Origin of the sequence: Nitratireductor sp. StC3, assembly GCF_003015025.1 — a bacterium.
Lineage (GTDB): Bacteria > Pseudomonadota > Alphaproteobacteria > Rhizobiales > Rhizobiaceae > Mangrovimarina > Mangrovimarina alexandrii.
Genome location: NZ_PYBP01000001.1, coordinates 705,266 through 721,288, shown reverse-complemented (window position 1 = coordinate 721,288; position 16,023 = coordinate 705,266). Strand labels below are relative to the sequence as shown.

Below are 16,023 nucleotides of genomic sequence, written 5' to 3'. Positions count from 1 at the left end.
ATCATGCTGACAGAATTCTCGACATTGGCGCTGGAGGTTCTCACCAGCCCCTGGTTGCTCGGGCTCGGCGTCTGCGCGACGCTGCTCGGTATCATCCTCGGCGCGCTGCCCGGCATCAGTTCGACCATGACGCTGGCGGTGTTGCTGCCATTTTCCTTTTCCATGTCGCCGCATGTGGCGATGATCTTCCTGATCGGTGCGTTCTACGGCAGTGTTTATGGCGGTTCGATCTCGGCCATTTTGCTCAACATTCCCGGAACGCCGGGCTCGATGGTCACCCAGCTCGACGGCTATCCGATGGCGCGCCGCGGCGACGCGGGCCAGGCGCTCACCTATGCGCTGATGGCTTCCACGATCGGAGGTCTGTTCGGCATTGTCGGCCTGATGTTGTTCGCGCCGATCCTCGCCGAGGCGGCCTTTGCCTTTCAGAGCCCGGAATATGCGGTCATCATGGTGTTCGGCCTGTCGATGCTGGCCTATGCGTCGCCGGGCTCGACCTATCTCGGCATTATGTCAGGCATTCTCGGCCTGGCGCTTGGCATGGTCGGCCTTGACGTGGTGACCAATCTGTCGCGGTTCGATTTCGGCATTCATCGTCTGCAAGGCGGCATCAACATCATTCCGTTCGCGGTCGGCATTTTCGGTCTGGCCGAGGTGTTGCGGCTCCTGGAAAAGCCACTCGACAGCGATCGCAGCGCCAGCCGCATCGTCAGTCTCTGGCCATCCATCGGGCAGATTGCGGCCAGGTTCGGGACCGCGATCCGGTCCTCCGCCATCGGTCTTCTGGTGGGGATCATTCCCGCCGCCGGGTCGGCGGTGGCGGTCTCGATCTCCTACGCCCAGGAAAAGAAGCTGTTTGGTAAGCACGAGACGTTCGGGGACGGCAATCCGCGCGGCATCGTGGCGGCCGAGGCGGGCAACAACGCCTGTGTCGGCGGCGCGCTCATTCCCCTGATCACGCTCGGCATTCCGGGCGATACCATGACCGCCGTTCTGATCGGAGCGCTGCTCGTCCATGGCCTGCGGCCGGGACCGGATCTGTTCGTCGAACATCCCGATTTCATCGCCTCAATCTATGTCGCCCTGGCGCTCACAGTGCTGGTGACTTTCCTGCTCGCCCTGCCGCTGATGCGGGTCTTCGCGCGGCTGTTGAGCGTTCCCCCGCGTATCCTGCATGTCGGGGTCCTGATCCTGTGCGTGACAGGATCCTACGCGGTCCAGAATGCGCTGTTCGACGTTTTGCTGATGATCTTCTTCGGCGGTGCCGGCTACCTGCTCGCCAAGGTCGGTGTCCCGACCGCGCCGATCATGTTCGGCCTCGTTTTGGGACCGGTTCTGGAGGAGAACCTGCGCCGGACCATGATCGTCTATGGGGACTGGAGTGTGTTTCTGACCCGTCCGATCTGCGCGGCGATGCTGGCTGTGACGGTTCTGATCATCGCCTTTCCCCTGATCACGGCTCTGCGGCAGCGCTTAACCCCAACATGAAATACCTGACAAACAAGAGCTTTTTCGTTCGGATACGTTGACATTATAAATGTGATCACATTATGAGATTGCAAAATTTGGAATGGAGCTGAACGATGGTGGAGATCGCGGCAATCGAGACGGTGCTTGTGCGTCTGCCGACCCGGCGTGTGCACAAATGGACCGGACTCACCGAGCCGATTGGCCAGTATCTCTTGGTGCGCATGACCGGCACCGACGGCACCGTCGGCTGGGGTGAGGCGCCTGCGCTCAGGGATTGGGGCGGCGAGTTCGGCCGCTATTTCAGCGAGAGCACGGCGATTGTGGAGACGGTGATTTCGCGCTATCTGGCGCCGGCCGTCACCGGCTTGGCGATCGCCAATCCCGCCGAATTGCACCGGCGCATGGATGCCCAGGTCAAGGGGTATCCCTATGCCAAAGCGGCGCTCGACTTTGCCTATTACGACCTGACCGGGCGGGTGCTCGGCGTTCCGGTGCATGCGCTGTTGGGCGGCCTGCTGCGGCCCGTCGTACCCGTAACCCATTCGATCGGTCTTTTGGGCCTCGATGAGGCGGTGGCAGAGGTCAAGAAGGTGGTCGCCGACGGCATCCGCACCATCAAGATCAAGGTCGGTGTCGATCCCGACCGCGACGTTGCGATCGTGGAGGCGATCCGTGCGGCCGTCGGCCCGGACATCGCGCTGTGCGTGGACGCCAACGAGGGCTATGTCACGCCAGGTCAGGCGATCCAGACCGTGCGCCGCATGGAGGCGAGCCGGTTGATCTATGTCGAGCAGCCGGTCATGGGGATCGAGCGCCTTGCAACCGTGGCCGCTGCCATCGACGCGCCGGTCATGGCCGACGAATCCGCCTGGAACGCGCATGACGCGCTGCAGATCGTCGAGCAGCGCGCCGCCCAGATCGTTTCGATTTACACCACCAAGCCCGGTGGGCTCTACCAGGCGATGAAGGTTTCAGCGGTCTGCGAGGCGGCGGGCATTGCCTGCAACGTCAACGGGTCGGTGGAAACCGGCGTCGGCAATCTCGCCAACATCCATCTCGCCGCCGCCGCGCCCGCCGCCACTTTGTCCAATGTTATCCCGGTTTCGATGCCGGCAGAACATCAGAACGGTCGTGTCGGCGGCATCTACTATGCTGACGACCTCATCGCCACGCCGCTCGAATTCACCGATGGCGGCATTCGCGTGCCGACCGGCCCCGGCATGGGCGTCGAGATCGACGAGAACAAGATCGAAACCTATCGCGTCGCTTCCTGAGGTCAGTTCCCATGCGCCAGGCAATTCTTGACAAGCTCCAGGGTCTGATGAAAGACCGCTCGCTTGATGCCGTCATCACCAGTTCCCCGGAGAATTTCGGTTACGTGGCCGGTTTCGTCGCCCCGTCCCAGCCGTTGATGCGTCATCGCCATGCCATGGCTATCGTGCCGGCCGGCGGCGCGCCGGGACTGTTCTGCGTGGATATGGAAGAGACGACCGTCAGGCGCGAGGCGCCCGACACCTCGCTCAGCGTCTGGCGCGAGTTCAGTGACGACCCCATGCAGGTGCTGGCCTCCACCCTTAAGGGTATGGGGCTCGCCAGGGCATGTCTCGGGCTCGAACTCGACTATCTGCCCGCCGGCGATTTCGCCCGTCTCGCCGGGTTTTTGCCGCACGCCCGCCTGGTCGGGGTGGAAAAGGATTTGTCGCGTCTGCGCCAGATCAAGACCCCGGAGGAGGTGACGCTGATCCGGCGTCTGTCGCGCATCGCCGACCAGGCGATCGCCGATAGTCTAGCCGCCGTGCGCGCCGGTGACACGGAACTCGACATCGCCGCCGTTCTGACCCGGCGCATCTACGAGCTCGGCGCTGAGAATTTCAAGCTGTTGATCGTGGCGACCGGCGAGCGCAGCCAGCTTCCGAATGTCGGCCCCACGGCCCGCAAGCTTCAGCGCGGCGACGTCTGCCGGGTCGAGATATTCTCTGTCATCGGCGGTTATCAGGCCGGCGTATGCCGGACCGCCTATGTGCAGGAAGCCCCGCCGATGGCCGAAGATATCTGGCGGCTGATGGTCGAGTGCAAATACGCGATCCTGGACCAAATCCGGCCAGGCGCGAGCTGCCTCGATGTGTATCGCGATTTTATCGCGCGCCTGGAAACCATGAACCTGCCTCCGATCTCCTTCGTCGGCCATGGCATCGGTCTGCATCTTCATGAAGACCCTTACATCGGCGAGACGCCGATCCTGGGCGCTCCGGGCGGCGATGCCCGGATCGAACAGGACATGGTGCTGGGCTTCGAGCCGCTGTGCTACCGCACGGGATACGGTTTCGGCGTTCAGAACAAGGACGTGCTGCATGTGACGGGTGATGGCGCGACGCTTTTGTCCGATTACACAAACACCGACACGCTGATCCGTATCGGCTAATCTGGAGGAAGCGACCATGGAGCGGCACCAGCGCTGCGACATCCTGTTTTGTGGGACCGGCTATTTCACCGAAATCATGTTGGCCGACATTGCCGCGACGGCGGCGAGCGACCTGCGGGTGGCGATCGGCGGGCGCAATCCAGCCCGCATGAAATGGCTGCTCGACGCCTGTCGTGCACGGGCGGCCATTTACGGCACGTCCGTCACCTTCGATAGCGTGCAACTTGACGCGACCGCGCGCGACACGTTGGTCGAGCCGCTGCGTAGGCTTGATCCCAAAGTGGTCGTCCAGTCGGCCTCCGCGCAATCGCCTTGGAGTGTCGACAACGGCGAAAGCGAATGGTCCGACCTCGTCGCCCGCGCCGGTTTCGGCATGACGATTGCCTTTCACGCGCTGTTGGCGTGGCGCACCGCGGGCGCGCTCAGGCAGGCCGGCCTTAATGCGCATTTCGTCAATACCTGCTATCCCGACGGCGTCAACCAAGTGCTCGCCGCGGCCGGGATGCCGATGGCCACGGGCGTGGGCAATATCGGCATCTTTTCGGCCATGATCGGCGGGCGTCTGCCGCTTGCCGAGCGTCCCGCGCTTCGGGTCCTTGGCCATCATCGCCACGTTGTCGAGTGGCGTAAGCCGCCCGGCCAGCGCGACGGCGCGCCGGTTCGCGCCTGGATCGGCGACGCCGAGATCGAGGATGTCGACGCCATGACACGTGACATCCAGCTGCCCTATCGCGATCTCAACCTGGTCTCGGCGGCGAGCTCGGTACCGGTGCTGCTGGCATTGGCGGGCGAGGGCGCGCGCCGCGCGCATGTCCCGGGTCCGATGGGGTTGCCGGGTGGCTACCCGGTCGCCGTCGACGCCGGCGGCGTCCGGCTTGACCTGCCCTCAGGCATCAGCCGCGACGCGGCGGTCGCCTGGAACCTGCAATTCGAGGACAAGGACGGCGTCAGCGTTCGCGACGGTCGCGTGATCTATTCGCAAAAGGCCGCGGAGATGATCCGGCCTTATAGCGCCGAGATCGCCGAGGGGTTCGCGGTCGATGATGTCGAGGCAGCGGCTGAAGCGCTTTCGCGTCTGCGTCGGCGGCTGGGCGGCTGAGGCGCCGGCAAGCAGGAGAGAACTATGCGCATTCTGGTGATCGGCGCGGGAAATGGCGGTGCCGCCGCCGCTGTCGAACTGAGTCTGGCGGGACATGAGGTCTGCCTTTATGCCCGCTCGGCTTCCACGCTCGATCCGTTCGCAAGCGAGGGAATAGGCTTTGAGGGGCTGCTTGGCGAGGGGCGGCTGCGTCCGTCCGGCCTGACCAGCGACCTTGCCATGGCGATCGCCGATGTCGAGGCGGCGGTCGTGGCATTGCCCGTATACGCGCACGGTGCGGTCGCCCGCGCGCTCGCCGAGGCGGGCTGGGGCGCCACGCGTCCGATAATCCTCAATCCCGGCCATACAGGCGGCGTGTTCGAGTTCGAGACGGCTTACCGCGCCGTTCGCGGCGAGCTTCCGCCGCTCGCCGAGTTCTCCACGCTTGCTTATGTCGCGCGCAAACCACGGCCGGATGTCGTGAATATCACCGGCCGCGCAAAGGCGTTGCGCGCAGCCTCGCTTCCGTCTGGCCGCGCTGCCCTTGACCTGGCCTGCGTGCTTTTTCCCGGCGCCTACGACAGTGGCGACGTCATTGCGACCGGTTTGAGCAACGTCAACATGATCGTCCATCCGCCAGGTGCGATGCTCGGTGCGTCCTGGAGCGAGGCGACTGGCGGCGACTTCACCTTCTACGTCGAGGGCATGACGCCCGGCGTCATGCATGTGATGCGCGCGCTGGATGCGGAGCGGATCGCGGTCGCGGCCGCCTTCGGGCATGTACTTCCCACCGTCATCGGCGAAATGCGGGCGCTGGGCACGGTTCCTGCCGACGCCGATCCCGACGATTATCGTGCGATCGCTGCAGGCGCCGCCAACCGGTTGATCAAGGCCCCCGACACGCTCGATCACCGCTATTATGTCGAGGATTTCGGGCACGGACTCGTTCCCTTCACGGTCATCGCGCAGATCGCCGGTGTGGCGACGCCGGTAGCCGATGCCTTGATCGCGCTATGTACGATTGCGCGGGGCAGGGGCGAGGTCGCGACACGGGGCGCGGCCGAGATGGGGCTCGTCGGCTGTTCGCGCGATGCGCTTCTCGCCCGCGTCGGAGTTGCCTCAACCTGATACGCCGTGGCATTTGCGGCCGGAAACTGGGCAAGGAAAAGCCGGTCGTTCAGGCCTTGCCGGCATCGAGGTAGGACGTTTCCCACAAGGACTGCCGGCTGGTCGTCCATCGTGATTTGTCTCTTGAGCCAGCGCACGAAAGAAGGCCGGGGCGTTTCCGCTCCGGCCTTCCCGTCTTTTGCACGCACATGTGCGCCGGGCGCGGCAAGCCCTATTCGGCGGCCGGCATCTCGCATTCACCGGCGTAGCTGTCGCCATGTCCGCTCAGCACCTTGCTGTCCGTCTTCAGCGTCATCTTGCCGTCTTCGGTCTTGACCGCCTTCAGCGCGTACCAGTCCTGCACCGGGTGCTGGTTGGGACCGAATTCGAAGGACCCGCGCACCGAGGGAATGTCGGCGCCAAGCAGCGCGGTGCGGAACGCGGCCACGTCGTCGACGCCCGAAGCGCTGCCTTCGAGCCCGGCCGCGATCAAAAGGGCTGCGTCATAGCCCTGGGCGGCGTAATAGGTCGCGGGTCGGTCGCCGTATTTTTCCCGCCAGGCGGCCATGAAGGCCTTGTTGATCGGATTGTCGAAATCGTCGTTCCAGTGGCTGGTCACCTGCAGGCCCTCGGCGGCCTCGCCGACGGCGCCGACGATGACGTGGTCGAGCGACGCGGGATGGACGACCATCGGGATTTCCTTGAGCAGGCCCGCCTGCTGGTATTGGCGCATGAAGGCGATGCCGAGCCCGCCGGGTTCGAACTCGTAGACCACGTCCGGCTTGGCGGCCCGGATCTGCGCCATCTCGGCGGCGAAGTCCGTCTGGTCGAGCCCGGTATAGATCTCGCCGACGATCTCGCCCTTATAGAACCGCTTGAAGGCGACCATCGTCTCCTTGCCGGCCTGGTAGTTCGGCGCGATCAGAAACGCTTTCTTGTAACCGAGCGACTGCGCCAGGGCGCCGGCGCTTTCGCCCTGACTGTCGTCCTGCCAGGAACTGACGAAGTAGTTCGGATGGCATTCATCGCCGGCGAAGGTGGAAGAGGCCGTATTCGGGCTGACATAAACGGCGCCGTTGTCCAGGATTTCCGGAACCGCGGCGAAGGCCACATTGGCGAACACGATGCCGGTAAACAGCTTGACGTCGTCGGCAAGCAGCTTTTCGGCAATCTGGCGCGCATTGCCGGGCTTGAGCCCGTCATCTTCGACGACGAGTTCCACCGCTGCGCCGCCGAGCGTGCCGCCATTCGTCTCGATCGCCAGTTCGAAACCGTCGCGGATGTCCTGGCCGAGATAACCCGCCGGGCCGGACAAGGTGGTGATCATACCGATCCGGATCGGATCGGCGGCTTGGGCGCCACCCAGCGCTGCTAGAGTAAATGCCGTCGCAACGGCAAGGGCTTTGAAGGTCATTGATTGCTCCCCACGTGAACACAAGGTCCGCTGCCGTTTCGGGCAGGGCCGTTCGATGCGGCCTCCCGGCGGCTTCGTTCGGAAGGCTTGGCGCAAACGGGGTGGCCGTAAAGGGAAAATTGCTCAGTTGGGTATAACTTGAAAGAATAATTGATCTTGCCGAATTGCCGATCCGTCAACCCGACTGCAATCCGGCCGTCGTCAGGTCGGCGGCCACGAGACGCAGCGTTTCGATCAGTTCCTTGGCGGCCGGTGACAGACGCGCATTGGCCCGTGTGGTGATGCCGATCGAGCGACTGGTAGCGCCGAGCGACACCGGCAGGATGCTCATGACGCCGGACGCCGTCTCGCGCCGCGCCGCCTGGACGGGCAGGACGCCGAGATAGTCGGCGTTGACCAGCAGGCCGCGATTGGTCAGCAGCGACACCGATTCCACAGCGTGGGCCGGCGGCTCCAGCCCTTCCTGGCGAAAGGCGATGTCGATCTGCCGGCGCAGGCTGGTCTCCTGGGGCGGCAAAATCCAGTCCCATCCGATCAGGTCTGTCAGGGCGAGCTTGTCGCGCTCGGCGAGCGGATGGCCGCGGCGCGCGACCACGCAGGCCATGTCGTCCATCAAGGTTTCCTGGATCACGTCCTGGCGTTCGCGATGCTCCGACAGGCGCCCGACCACCAGATCGAGCTCGCCGCTGCGCAGCGCCGGCACCAGGACGTCGCCGGTTCCTTCCACGATGCGTATCACGATGCGGGGCCGTTCTCGGCGCAGACGCGCGATCGCGCCCGGCAGCAGTTCGGCTGAAGCCGACAGCAGCGTGCCGATGGCGATGCGCCCGCCGGTGCCGTCGCGCAGGTCGGCCAGATGCTCCTCGGCATGCGTGAGCTGGGTGATGATGAAGCGCGCGTGCTCGGCTAGGGTTTCGCCGAAGATCGTAGCCACGACGCCGCGATTGGTGCGGTCGAACAGTTTTGATCCCGTCAGCGCCTCAAGCTCCTGAAGCGCCTTGGTCACGGCCGACTGCGTCATGTTGAGCCGCTTGGCGGCACCGACCAGATTGCCCTCGTCGACGATCGCCACCACCATGCGAAGATGGCGGATCTTGAGACGGCTGGCGAGAAGTTTCATGGCGCGCGGATCCCTGTCGTCGGCATTTGATATTCATAATAATCATATCAAATTCTCTACAATTCAATTGTGCGAATAGCACGAAACTGGAAGTTTTCCCACCGAACGGAACAAACCAGGTGCCCGATGCTGCCTGAACGCGGACCGCATCCGCTTTGGGGGCGCCGACACGCAGAATGGACGATCGACAATGGCCAAGGGCAACGACCGTCGCCGTCGGGCGGAGATCGCCGGCGCGGGAATTGGAGGACTGACCGTCGCCGCTGCGCTTTCGGCGCGCGGATGGGACGTGACGGTTCACGAGCGGGCTCCCGACCTGCGCACCTTCGGGGCGGGCATTTACATCTGGAGCAATGGTCTCAGGGTGCTCAAGGCACTCGGCGCTTACGACGAAGCGACCGCCGATGCCCATGTCGGGCCGCTGTTCGAGACCCGCGACCACGACAACAAGATCATGGAGGAGATCCCGATCAACCGCCCCGGCAATGCGCGGCTGATCACCATCCTGCGCGAAACGCTGACCCGTTCGCTGATCAATGTGTGCCGCGCCGGCGGCGTCGAAATCCGCACCGCGTCGGAGGCGGTCGGGGCCGCGCCGGACGGGACGCTGTTGCTGGCCGACGGCACCCAGCGCCCAGCCGATCTCGTGGTCGGCGCCGACGGCATCAACTCGGCCGTGCGCGATTCGCTCGACCTGTTGATGTATCGCAAGCATCTCGGTTACGGGGCGATCCGCATGCTGATCCCGCGCGCCGACGGCGACGTGGCCTCGGCCGACCGAGACAAATATATCGAGCATTTCTCCGGCAGCCGTCGCATCCTCTACACCCCTGCAAGCGCCACCGAACTCTACGTCGCGCTATGTTGTGCCTCGGATGACGAGGCGGCGATGGCCGTGCCCGCCGACCGGGAGCTTTGGACGGACTCCTTTCCGCATCTGGCCTCCCTCGTCGCGCGGTTCGACGACTCTGGACGCTGGGACGCGTTCGAGGTGGTGAAACTCAAGCGCTGGAGCAAGGGCCGCGCCGCCGTTCTGGGCGACGGTGCCCATGCCATGCCGCCTTATCTCGGCCAGGGCGGCGGCTGCGCGCTGATGAACGGCATCGGTCTGGCCGCCGCCGTCGCCGATGCGCCAGACATTCCCGCCGCGCTCGAGGCCTGGGAGGCGCGCGAACGTCCCCTGACCGAGCACACCCAGGAACAGTCCGAGCGCCAGGGCGACATGAATTACTGGCCGGATGCGCTGCGCTCGCAAGTGCTGACCATTACCGGCCGTTCGCGCGAACTCGCCATGCAGCGCTTGAAGACGGCCTTGCACGTGCCGACTGGCACGGCTGAAGCGATCTGAGCGCGCCGCGCCGCAGAAGCGCGATCGATTGCCACACTGGATCTGCCGGGGAAAACGACATGAAGACCATTGAAATTGGCGCTAATCCGTTCAGCTACGACGACACGGGCGAGGGCGAGGCGCTTCTTCTTCTTTCGGGTTGGTGCCAAGACCACCGCCTGTTCAAGCACCTTGCCCCGGAACTCGCGCGCACCCATCGCGTCATTCGTTTCGACTGGCGCGGCCATGGCGAGGACCGGACCTATGACGGCGACTTCACCATCGACGAGCAGGCCGCCGACGTCGTCGCGTTCGCCGAAAAGCTCGGCCTGGAGCGGGTCGTACCCGTTTCGACGTCGCATGGCGGATGGGCGAATATCGAGTTCGCCGATCGTATGGGCGCCGAACGCGTGCCGCGCAGCGTGGTGATCGACTGGATCATGATCAGCCCGGACGAGTCCTTTTTTGCCATGATCGACGACATCCAGGATCGGCGGAACTGGGAGAGCGGTCGCAAGGATTTTTTCAACCGCTGGATCGGCGACACTGACAATCAGGACATTGTCGACCACGTCAATAACGAGATGGCGGGGTTCGACTACGAGATGTGGGCGCGCTCGGGTCGTGAGATCGCGAAAGCCTATCGCAAATGGGGCAATCCGATGTTGCGGATGAACGCCCTGGCGCAGACCCGTCCGATCACGCACATTTTCTCGCAGCCCTTCGAAGCGGACTATCTGCAGGCACAACGCGATTTCGCGGCGAGCCACCCCTGGTTCGTGCCCAACAAGCTTGAGGGCAAGACCCATTTCCCGACTCTCGAGCAGCCGCGCGCCGTCGCGGACGCGGTCCGCGCCTTTCTCGCATGACCGGGCAGGCGGCCTCGCTCCTGGAGGCGCTGCGGGCGGAAGCCGGTTTTCCGCGCGCGCGCCTCGATGGTGACTACAACGCCCGCGCGAGCGTCTCGCCGGAGCGTTTCGAGCACGAAATGCAGCGCTATCGCGCTCTGTCGGAGCCCGCGCGCGCCATGCCCGGTATGGCGCTCGACCTCGTCTATGACGAAGAGAGCGGCCAAGCGCTTGATATTTTCGGCGCAGCCGCGCCCGGCGAGCGATTGCGGCCGGTCTTCCTGTTCATCCATGGCGGGTACTGGCGGGCGCTGTCCAAGGCGGATTCGGCCTTCATGGCGCCGATGCTGGGACGCCACGGCATCGCCACCGCCGTTCTCGACTACCGGCTGGCACCGACCGTGTCGCTGGCCGAGATCGTGCGCGAGGTACGGGCGGCGGTTGCCTTCCTGTGGCGGCGCGGCGCGAATTTCGGCGTCGACCCGCAACGGATATTTGTCGGCGGCAGTTCGGCCGGCGGACATCTGACCGGCGCCGTTCTTGCCGATGGCTGGCAGGAGGGCCTCGCCTTGCCGCCGCAGGTCGTCAAAGGCGCCTTGCCGATCAGCGGCCTGTTTCACCTGGCGCCGATCGCCCGGTCCTTTGTGCAGGAATGGATCCGGCTTTCGCCGCAAGACGTCGTCGCGCTCAGCCCGGCCGAGCATCTGCCCTCCACGGGTTGTCCGATCGCCGTTGCGTTTGCCTCGGACGAACCGGACGGCTTCGGCCGTCAATCGCGCGCCTATCATGCGTTGTGGCAGGCGGCGGGGTTTGCGTCGAGCTTGACGCAGGTGCGGGATCGCAACCATTTCGACGTCGTGCTCGATCTCGCCGACGATGACAGCGTGTTGTCGCATATCCTGCGCAACCTGATCGCCGGGGGGTAGACGCGCTCAGTTCGTCTCGCGCGGGGTGAGTTTTTGCGCGTAGCGGCGCAGGACCGTGCTGAAGGCCGACACGGCTGGCGAAACCGAGCGGCCGCTGGCATGGATTAGCACCACCTCGCGCGCGATGCCGGGATCGACCAGAAGCTTGCCGGCGACCTTGTGGTGGCGGGCGGCTACCAGCGCGTAGGTCGGCAGCACCGAAATCCCGAGCCCGGCCTCCGCCAGCGCCAGCGCCGTCGTGATGTGGGTGACCTCGTAGGCGGGTTTCATCGGCAGTTGCACGGTCTCGAAACCGACCTCGACCAGCAGCCGGATGCCGCTGTCGCGGGTCAGCGTGATCAGGGGATGGCCGCCGAGTTCGTGCCAGCGCACGGTCGTGGCCGCGTAGAACGGGCTCTGATAGCCACAAAACAGCATCAACGTATCGCGCATCAGCGTCACCCGCTCGATGCCGTCCTCGCCGGGCGGAAAGGTCCCGAGGCCGCAATCGGCGCGGCCCGACACCACTGCCTCGACGATCTGTTCGGTGCCGACATCCACCAGTTCCACGGTGATGCCGGGATGGCGTTCGCGGAAGGCGGCGATCGCGTAGGGCAGGACCACGGCCGCCAGCAGCGGCGGTGCGGCGACCCGAATGCGCCCGCGTCGCCGTTCGGCGAGGTCGCGGGTGCGGCTAACGGCAAGCTGCAGGTCCTCCAGCGCCTTGCCGGCTGAACTGCGGAACTCCCGTCCGGCCTCAGTCAGTTCGACACGCCGCGTCGTGCGGTCGAAAAGCCTGACGCCGAGCTCGGCTTCGAGATCCTTGACCGCCTGCGAAAGCGCCGGTTGCGCGACGCTCAGACGACGCGAGGCACGGGAGAAATTACCGGCCTCGGCCACGCCCAGAAAACTCTCGATTTGTCTGACGGTCACTTTCATCCGGTTTATATATACGAAGTTCCGATCAATTAATACGATAAATCAAGATTGCCATATAGATAGCCCGGGTGTTTGCTGATCCCGACAACCGTTCTGGGATGTCGAGGAGAGACGATCTTGAACGCACGCGGCGATATCGGTCAGGCACGGCCGCGCTGGCTCGGCCGGAGCTTGGCGCGGGTCGAGGATCGCCGTCTCGTCACCGGCGCGGGCGCTTATGTCGACGATCACCTGCCCGACGGGTGCCTGCATCTGGAATTCGTCCGCAGTCCCTATCCGCATGGCCGGCTCGGCCCGCTCGCGTTGGAAGAAGCGCGTGCCGCCGAGGGCGTGGTTGCCGTGTTTTCGGCTGCCGATCTCGGCAAACTTGGTCAGAGCGCCGTCAATATCGTCGTCCCGGGCATGAGCCCGCGCCCGCTTCGCCTGCTTGCCGGCGAGGCGGTCGAGGCGGCCGGCCAGGCCGTCGCCGCAGTGGTCGCGACCTCCCGGGCCGCCGCGCGCGACGCCGCAGCGCTGGTTGCCTTCGACGTCGAGCCGCTCGCGATAACGCCGCCGCGTCAGGGCGCCGAGCGGGTCGCCGCCGACTGGACGCTGGGCGATGTCAAGGATGCGTTTTCGCGTGCGGCGCTGGTGGTGGAAGCGACCGTCGAGCATGCGCTCGTCGCGCCGAGCGCGCTCGAACCGCGCGCCGCGCTCGCCGACTGGAACGATGGCGCGCTCACGGCTTGGCTCTCGACCCAGTCGCCCTACCGGGCGCGCGAGGACCTGGCGCGCGTTCTCGGCTTGTCGATGGCGCAGGTGCGGGTGATCGCGCCTGATGTCGGCGGGGCGTTCGGCGGCAAATCCTCGATCTATCCCGAGGATCTGATGGTCGCCTGGGCCGCGCGTAAACTGGCGCGGCCTGTCAAATGGTGCGCCACGCGCGGTGAGGATCTGATCGCGGCCACCCACGGCCGCGGCGCGCGCACAGAAGGCGCGCTGGCGCTCGACGCCGATGGCAGGCTGCTCGGTCTGAAGGCCAGGCTTGCCTTTCCGCTCGGCCACTGGATGCCCTACAGCGCGGCCATTCCCGTTCGCAATGCGGGGCGCATCCTGCCCGGACCCTACAGGCTCGATGCCGTAGCCGTCAGTCTGAAGGCCTCAGACGGCAATCATGCCGGGGTCGGCATCTATCGCGGCGCCGGCCGGCCGGAGGCGGCGATGCTGATGGAGCGGTTGATGGACGAGGCGGCGCGACGCCTGTCGATCGATCCGCTCGAGATCCGTCGCCGCAATCTGATCGGCCCGGCCGATTTCCCCTGGTCGATGCCGGCCGGCGACAAGCTCGATTCCGGCGACTATCCCGCCTTGCTCGAGCGCATGACGCGCCTGTCGGATTATCAGGCCCTTCGCGCGGCATGCGAGAGACGCCGCGCGTCGGGTCAGGTCGTCGGCCTCGGGCTTGCGCTTTATGTTGAGCCGTGCGGACAGGGCTGGGAAAGCGCCAGCGTGTCGCTGTGCCGCGACGGCAAGGTTCAGGTTGCCACCGGTGCCAGTGCCCAGGGGCAGGGGCGCCAGACCGCCTTTTCGCAGATCGTCGCCGATGCGCTCGACCTGGACCCGGCCCGGATCGAGGTGCGCCATGGCGACACCGCCGACCTACCGGGCGGCATCGGTGCGCTCGCCAGCCGCAGCACCGCCATCGGCGGCAGCGCCGTGCTGCGGGCCTGCGAGGGGTTGCGTGCGCAAATCGTCGACGCTGGCGGCGAACGCCTCAACTGTGCCGCCGCCGATGTCGCTCTGTCGTCCGAAGGCTTGTCGGTCGCCGGGTCCAAGGGGGTTGGCTGGCGGGATTTCGCGCACCACGTCGGCGGCGAAGCCGGTGATCCGGCCGAGCCGGTGCTGACCAGCCAGGTGATCTATCATGCCGACAACGAGGCCTGGAGCAGCGGCTGCTGCCTGGCCATGGTCGTCATCGATCCCGAAAGTGGCAGGCTCGAGTTCGAAAAACTGGCCTGGGTCGACGACGCCGGCACCGTCGTCAATCCGCTTTTGGTGCGCGGCCAGCTCGTCGGCGGCATGGCCCAGGGGGTCGGCGAGGCGATGATGGAACGCATCGTCTACGACGAGGACGGTCAGTTGGTCACCGGTTCCTTGATGGACTACGCCGTGCCACGGGCGACCGACATGCCGCTTGTCGATATCGACAAGCTGGAGACGCCCTCGCCGGTCAACGCGCTCGGCGCCAAGGGCGTCGGGGAGGCCGGCTGCATCGGCATTCCGGCCGCGATTGCCAACGCTGTCGGCGACGCGCTCGCCGCTCGCGGCGCCGCGCTGCCGCAAATGCCGTTCACCAGCGAAAAACTGTGGTGCGCCCTGCACGAGGCCGAGACGCGCCGTGATCGATCGGAACAAAAATGAAATATTCCAGAAAAGACGCCAAAACCCACGCCAAGACGCATATGACCGGCATCTGGGCCGCCGCGCTGATGCCGTTCACGCCCTCGCTCGCCCTGGACGAGGACGGGTTTCGCGCCAATATCGATCACTGGATCGAGGATCTCGGCATTGACGGCTTTTTCATCGCCGGCAAGCAGGGCGAGTTCTTTTCCATGTCGCTCGACGAACGCAAGCGCTGCTTCGATCTCGCGGTCGAGGCTTGCGCCGGACGGGCCCAGACGATCATGTCGTGTTCGGACCAGAACATGGACGTTGTCATCGACCTCGCCCGCCACGCCCAGAAGGCGGGCGCGGACTACATCGTCGTCCATGCGCCGATCCTGCATTTCTTCAAGCAGCAGGACGAAACGCTGCTCAACTATTACAGCGCCATCGCCGACAAGGTCGATATCGGCATCGCGCTGTGGAGCCACCCCGACAGCGGCTATCTGATGAGCCCGCAGCTTTGCAACCGGCTTGCCGATATCGAGACGGTGGTGGCGATCAAATATTCGGTGCCGCGGCCGATGTATGCCGAGCTGACGCGGCTCGCCGGCGACCGTATCCAGGTTTCCACCGCCTCGGAGGAGGAGTGGCTGGACAATGTGCTGGAACTTGGCTGGCGGCTTTATCTGTGTTCTTCGCCGCCCTACCTGATCCAGACCAAGGCCGACCGGCGCATGCGCGACTATACCGATCTCGCCTTCGCCGGCGAGGCCGAGCAGGCGCGTGCCGTGCGCGACAGTCTCGATCCGGTTCGCAACGCATTGCGCGAAACCCGGCCGGCCGAAAAACCGCATGCCCATCAGAAATATTGGCAGGACCTGCTCGGCCAGGCCGGCGGCGCCGTGCGCCCACCGCTGCTGGAACTGACGCAAGAGGAAAAAGCGGCCACGCGCGCAGCGTTCGAGGCGTGCGGCCTAAGGCTCTAGCAGCTTGCGGGGCCGATGGACAGACGATCAGGCGAAGGAGGAT

At 65.2% G+C, this 16,023-nt stretch carries 13 protein-coding genes; 10 read left to right on the top strand and 3 right to left on the bottom strand.

Annotated elements, in window-relative coordinates; translation table 11 throughout:
• Positions 1–3: 3 nt before the first annotated feature.
• The 5 genes from C7T96_RS03575 (at position 4) to C7T96_RS03555 (ending at position 6,098) form a co-directional block, all read left to right on the top strand.
• Entirely contained in the window at positions 4–1,488 is a 1,485-nt protein-coding gene (locus C7T96_RS03575) for a tripartite tricarboxylate transporter permease (RefSeq protein WP_245414047.1), read from the top strand.
• A 95-nt stretch (positions 1,489–1,583) separates the two neighbouring features.
• Positions 1,584–2,744 (top strand): enolase C-terminal domain-like protein, encoded by a 1,161-nt coding sequence (locus C7T96_RS03570; protein ID WP_106569757.1) that lies wholly within the window; start codon positions 1,584–1,586, stop codon positions 2,742–2,744.
• Between the two features lie 11 nt (positions 2,745–2,755).
• Positions 2,756–3,892, top strand: coding sequence for a Xaa-Pro peptidase family protein (locus C7T96_RS03565; RefSeq protein WP_106569756.1), 1,137 nt, complete (start codon positions 2,756–2,758; stop codon positions 3,890–3,892).
• Between the two features lie 16 nt (positions 3,893–3,908).
• Complete coding sequence (locus C7T96_RS03560) at positions 3,909–4,991, top strand: hypothetical protein (RefSeq protein WP_106569755.1); 1,083 nt, start codon at positions 3,909–3,911, stop codon at positions 4,989–4,991.
• Positions 4,992–5,015: 24 nt separating this feature from the next.
• Complete coding sequence (locus tag C7T96_RS03555) at positions 5,016–6,098, top strand: NAD/NADP octopine/nopaline dehydrogenase family protein (protein ID WP_106569754.1); 1,083 nt, start codon at positions 5,016–5,018, stop codon at positions 6,096–6,098.
• Between the two features lie 211 nt (positions 6,099–6,309).
• On the opposite strand, the gene C7T96_RS03550 is transcribed toward C7T96_RS03555, so the two are convergent.
• Together C7T96_RS03550 and C7T96_RS03545 are read right to left on the bottom strand one after the other, a co-directional pair.
• Positions 6,310–7,491, bottom strand: coding sequence for an ABC transporter substrate-binding protein (locus C7T96_RS03550; protein WP_106569753.1), 1,182 nt, complete (start codon positions 7,489–7,491; stop codon positions 6,310–6,312).
• Between the two features lie 175 nt (positions 7,492–7,666).
• Positions 7,667–8,611 (bottom strand): LysR family transcriptional regulator, encoded by a 945-nt coding sequence (locus C7T96_RS03545; RefSeq protein WP_106569752.1) that lies wholly within the window; start codon positions 8,609–8,611, stop codon positions 7,667–7,669.
• Positions 8,612–8,801: 190 nt separating this feature from the next.
• On the opposite strand from C7T96_RS03545, the gene C7T96_RS03540 reads away from it, so the two are divergent.
• The 3 genes from C7T96_RS03540 to C7T96_RS03530 are packed head-to-tail and all read left to right on the top strand — an operon-like array spanning position 8,802 to position 11,712.
• Positions 8,802–9,959, top strand: a complete 1,158-nt coding sequence (locus C7T96_RS03540; protein ID WP_106569751.1) for an NAD(P)/FAD-dependent oxidoreductase — start codon at positions 8,802–8,804, stop codon at positions 9,957–9,959.
• A gap of 59 nt (positions 9,960–10,018) precedes the next feature.
• On the top strand, positions 10,019–10,807 hold the full coding sequence (locus C7T96_RS03535; protein WP_106569750.1) for an alpha/beta hydrolase: 789 nt from the start codon (positions 10,019–10,021) through the stop codon (positions 10,805–10,807).
• Positions 10,804–11,712: an alpha/beta hydrolase gene (locus C7T96_RS03530; RefSeq protein WP_106569749.1), complete on the top strand. Its 909-nt coding sequence runs from the start codon at positions 10,804–10,806 to the stop codon at positions 11,710–11,712. The genes C7T96_RS03535 and C7T96_RS03530 overlap by 4 nt, the downstream gene beginning before the upstream one ends.
• 6 nt (positions 11,713–11,718) lie before the next feature.
• Here the strand turns inward: C7T96_RS03530 and C7T96_RS03525 are convergent, their stop codons facing one another.
• On the bottom strand, positions 11,719–12,630 hold the full coding sequence (locus C7T96_RS03525) for a LysR family transcriptional regulator (protein WP_106569748.1): 912 nt from the start codon (positions 12,628–12,630) through the stop codon (positions 11,719–11,721).
• A gap of 117 nt (positions 12,631–12,747) precedes the next feature.
• Between C7T96_RS03525 and C7T96_RS03520 the strand changes: the two genes are divergently transcribed.
• The gene (locus tag C7T96_RS03520) at positions 12,748–15,030 is read left to right on the top strand and encodes a xanthine dehydrogenase family protein molybdopterin-binding subunit (protein ID WP_245414046.1); all 2,283 of its coding nucleotides are present in this window, start codon (positions 12,748–12,750) and stop codon (positions 15,028–15,030) included.
• A complete protein-coding gene (locus C7T96_RS03515) occupies positions 15,027–15,980 on the top strand; it encodes a dihydrodipicolinate synthase family protein (RefSeq protein WP_106569747.1) in 954 nt (317 codons plus the stop codon). The genes C7T96_RS03520 and C7T96_RS03515 overlap by 4 nt, the downstream gene beginning before the upstream one ends.
• Positions 15,981–16,023 lie beyond the last annotated feature (43 nt).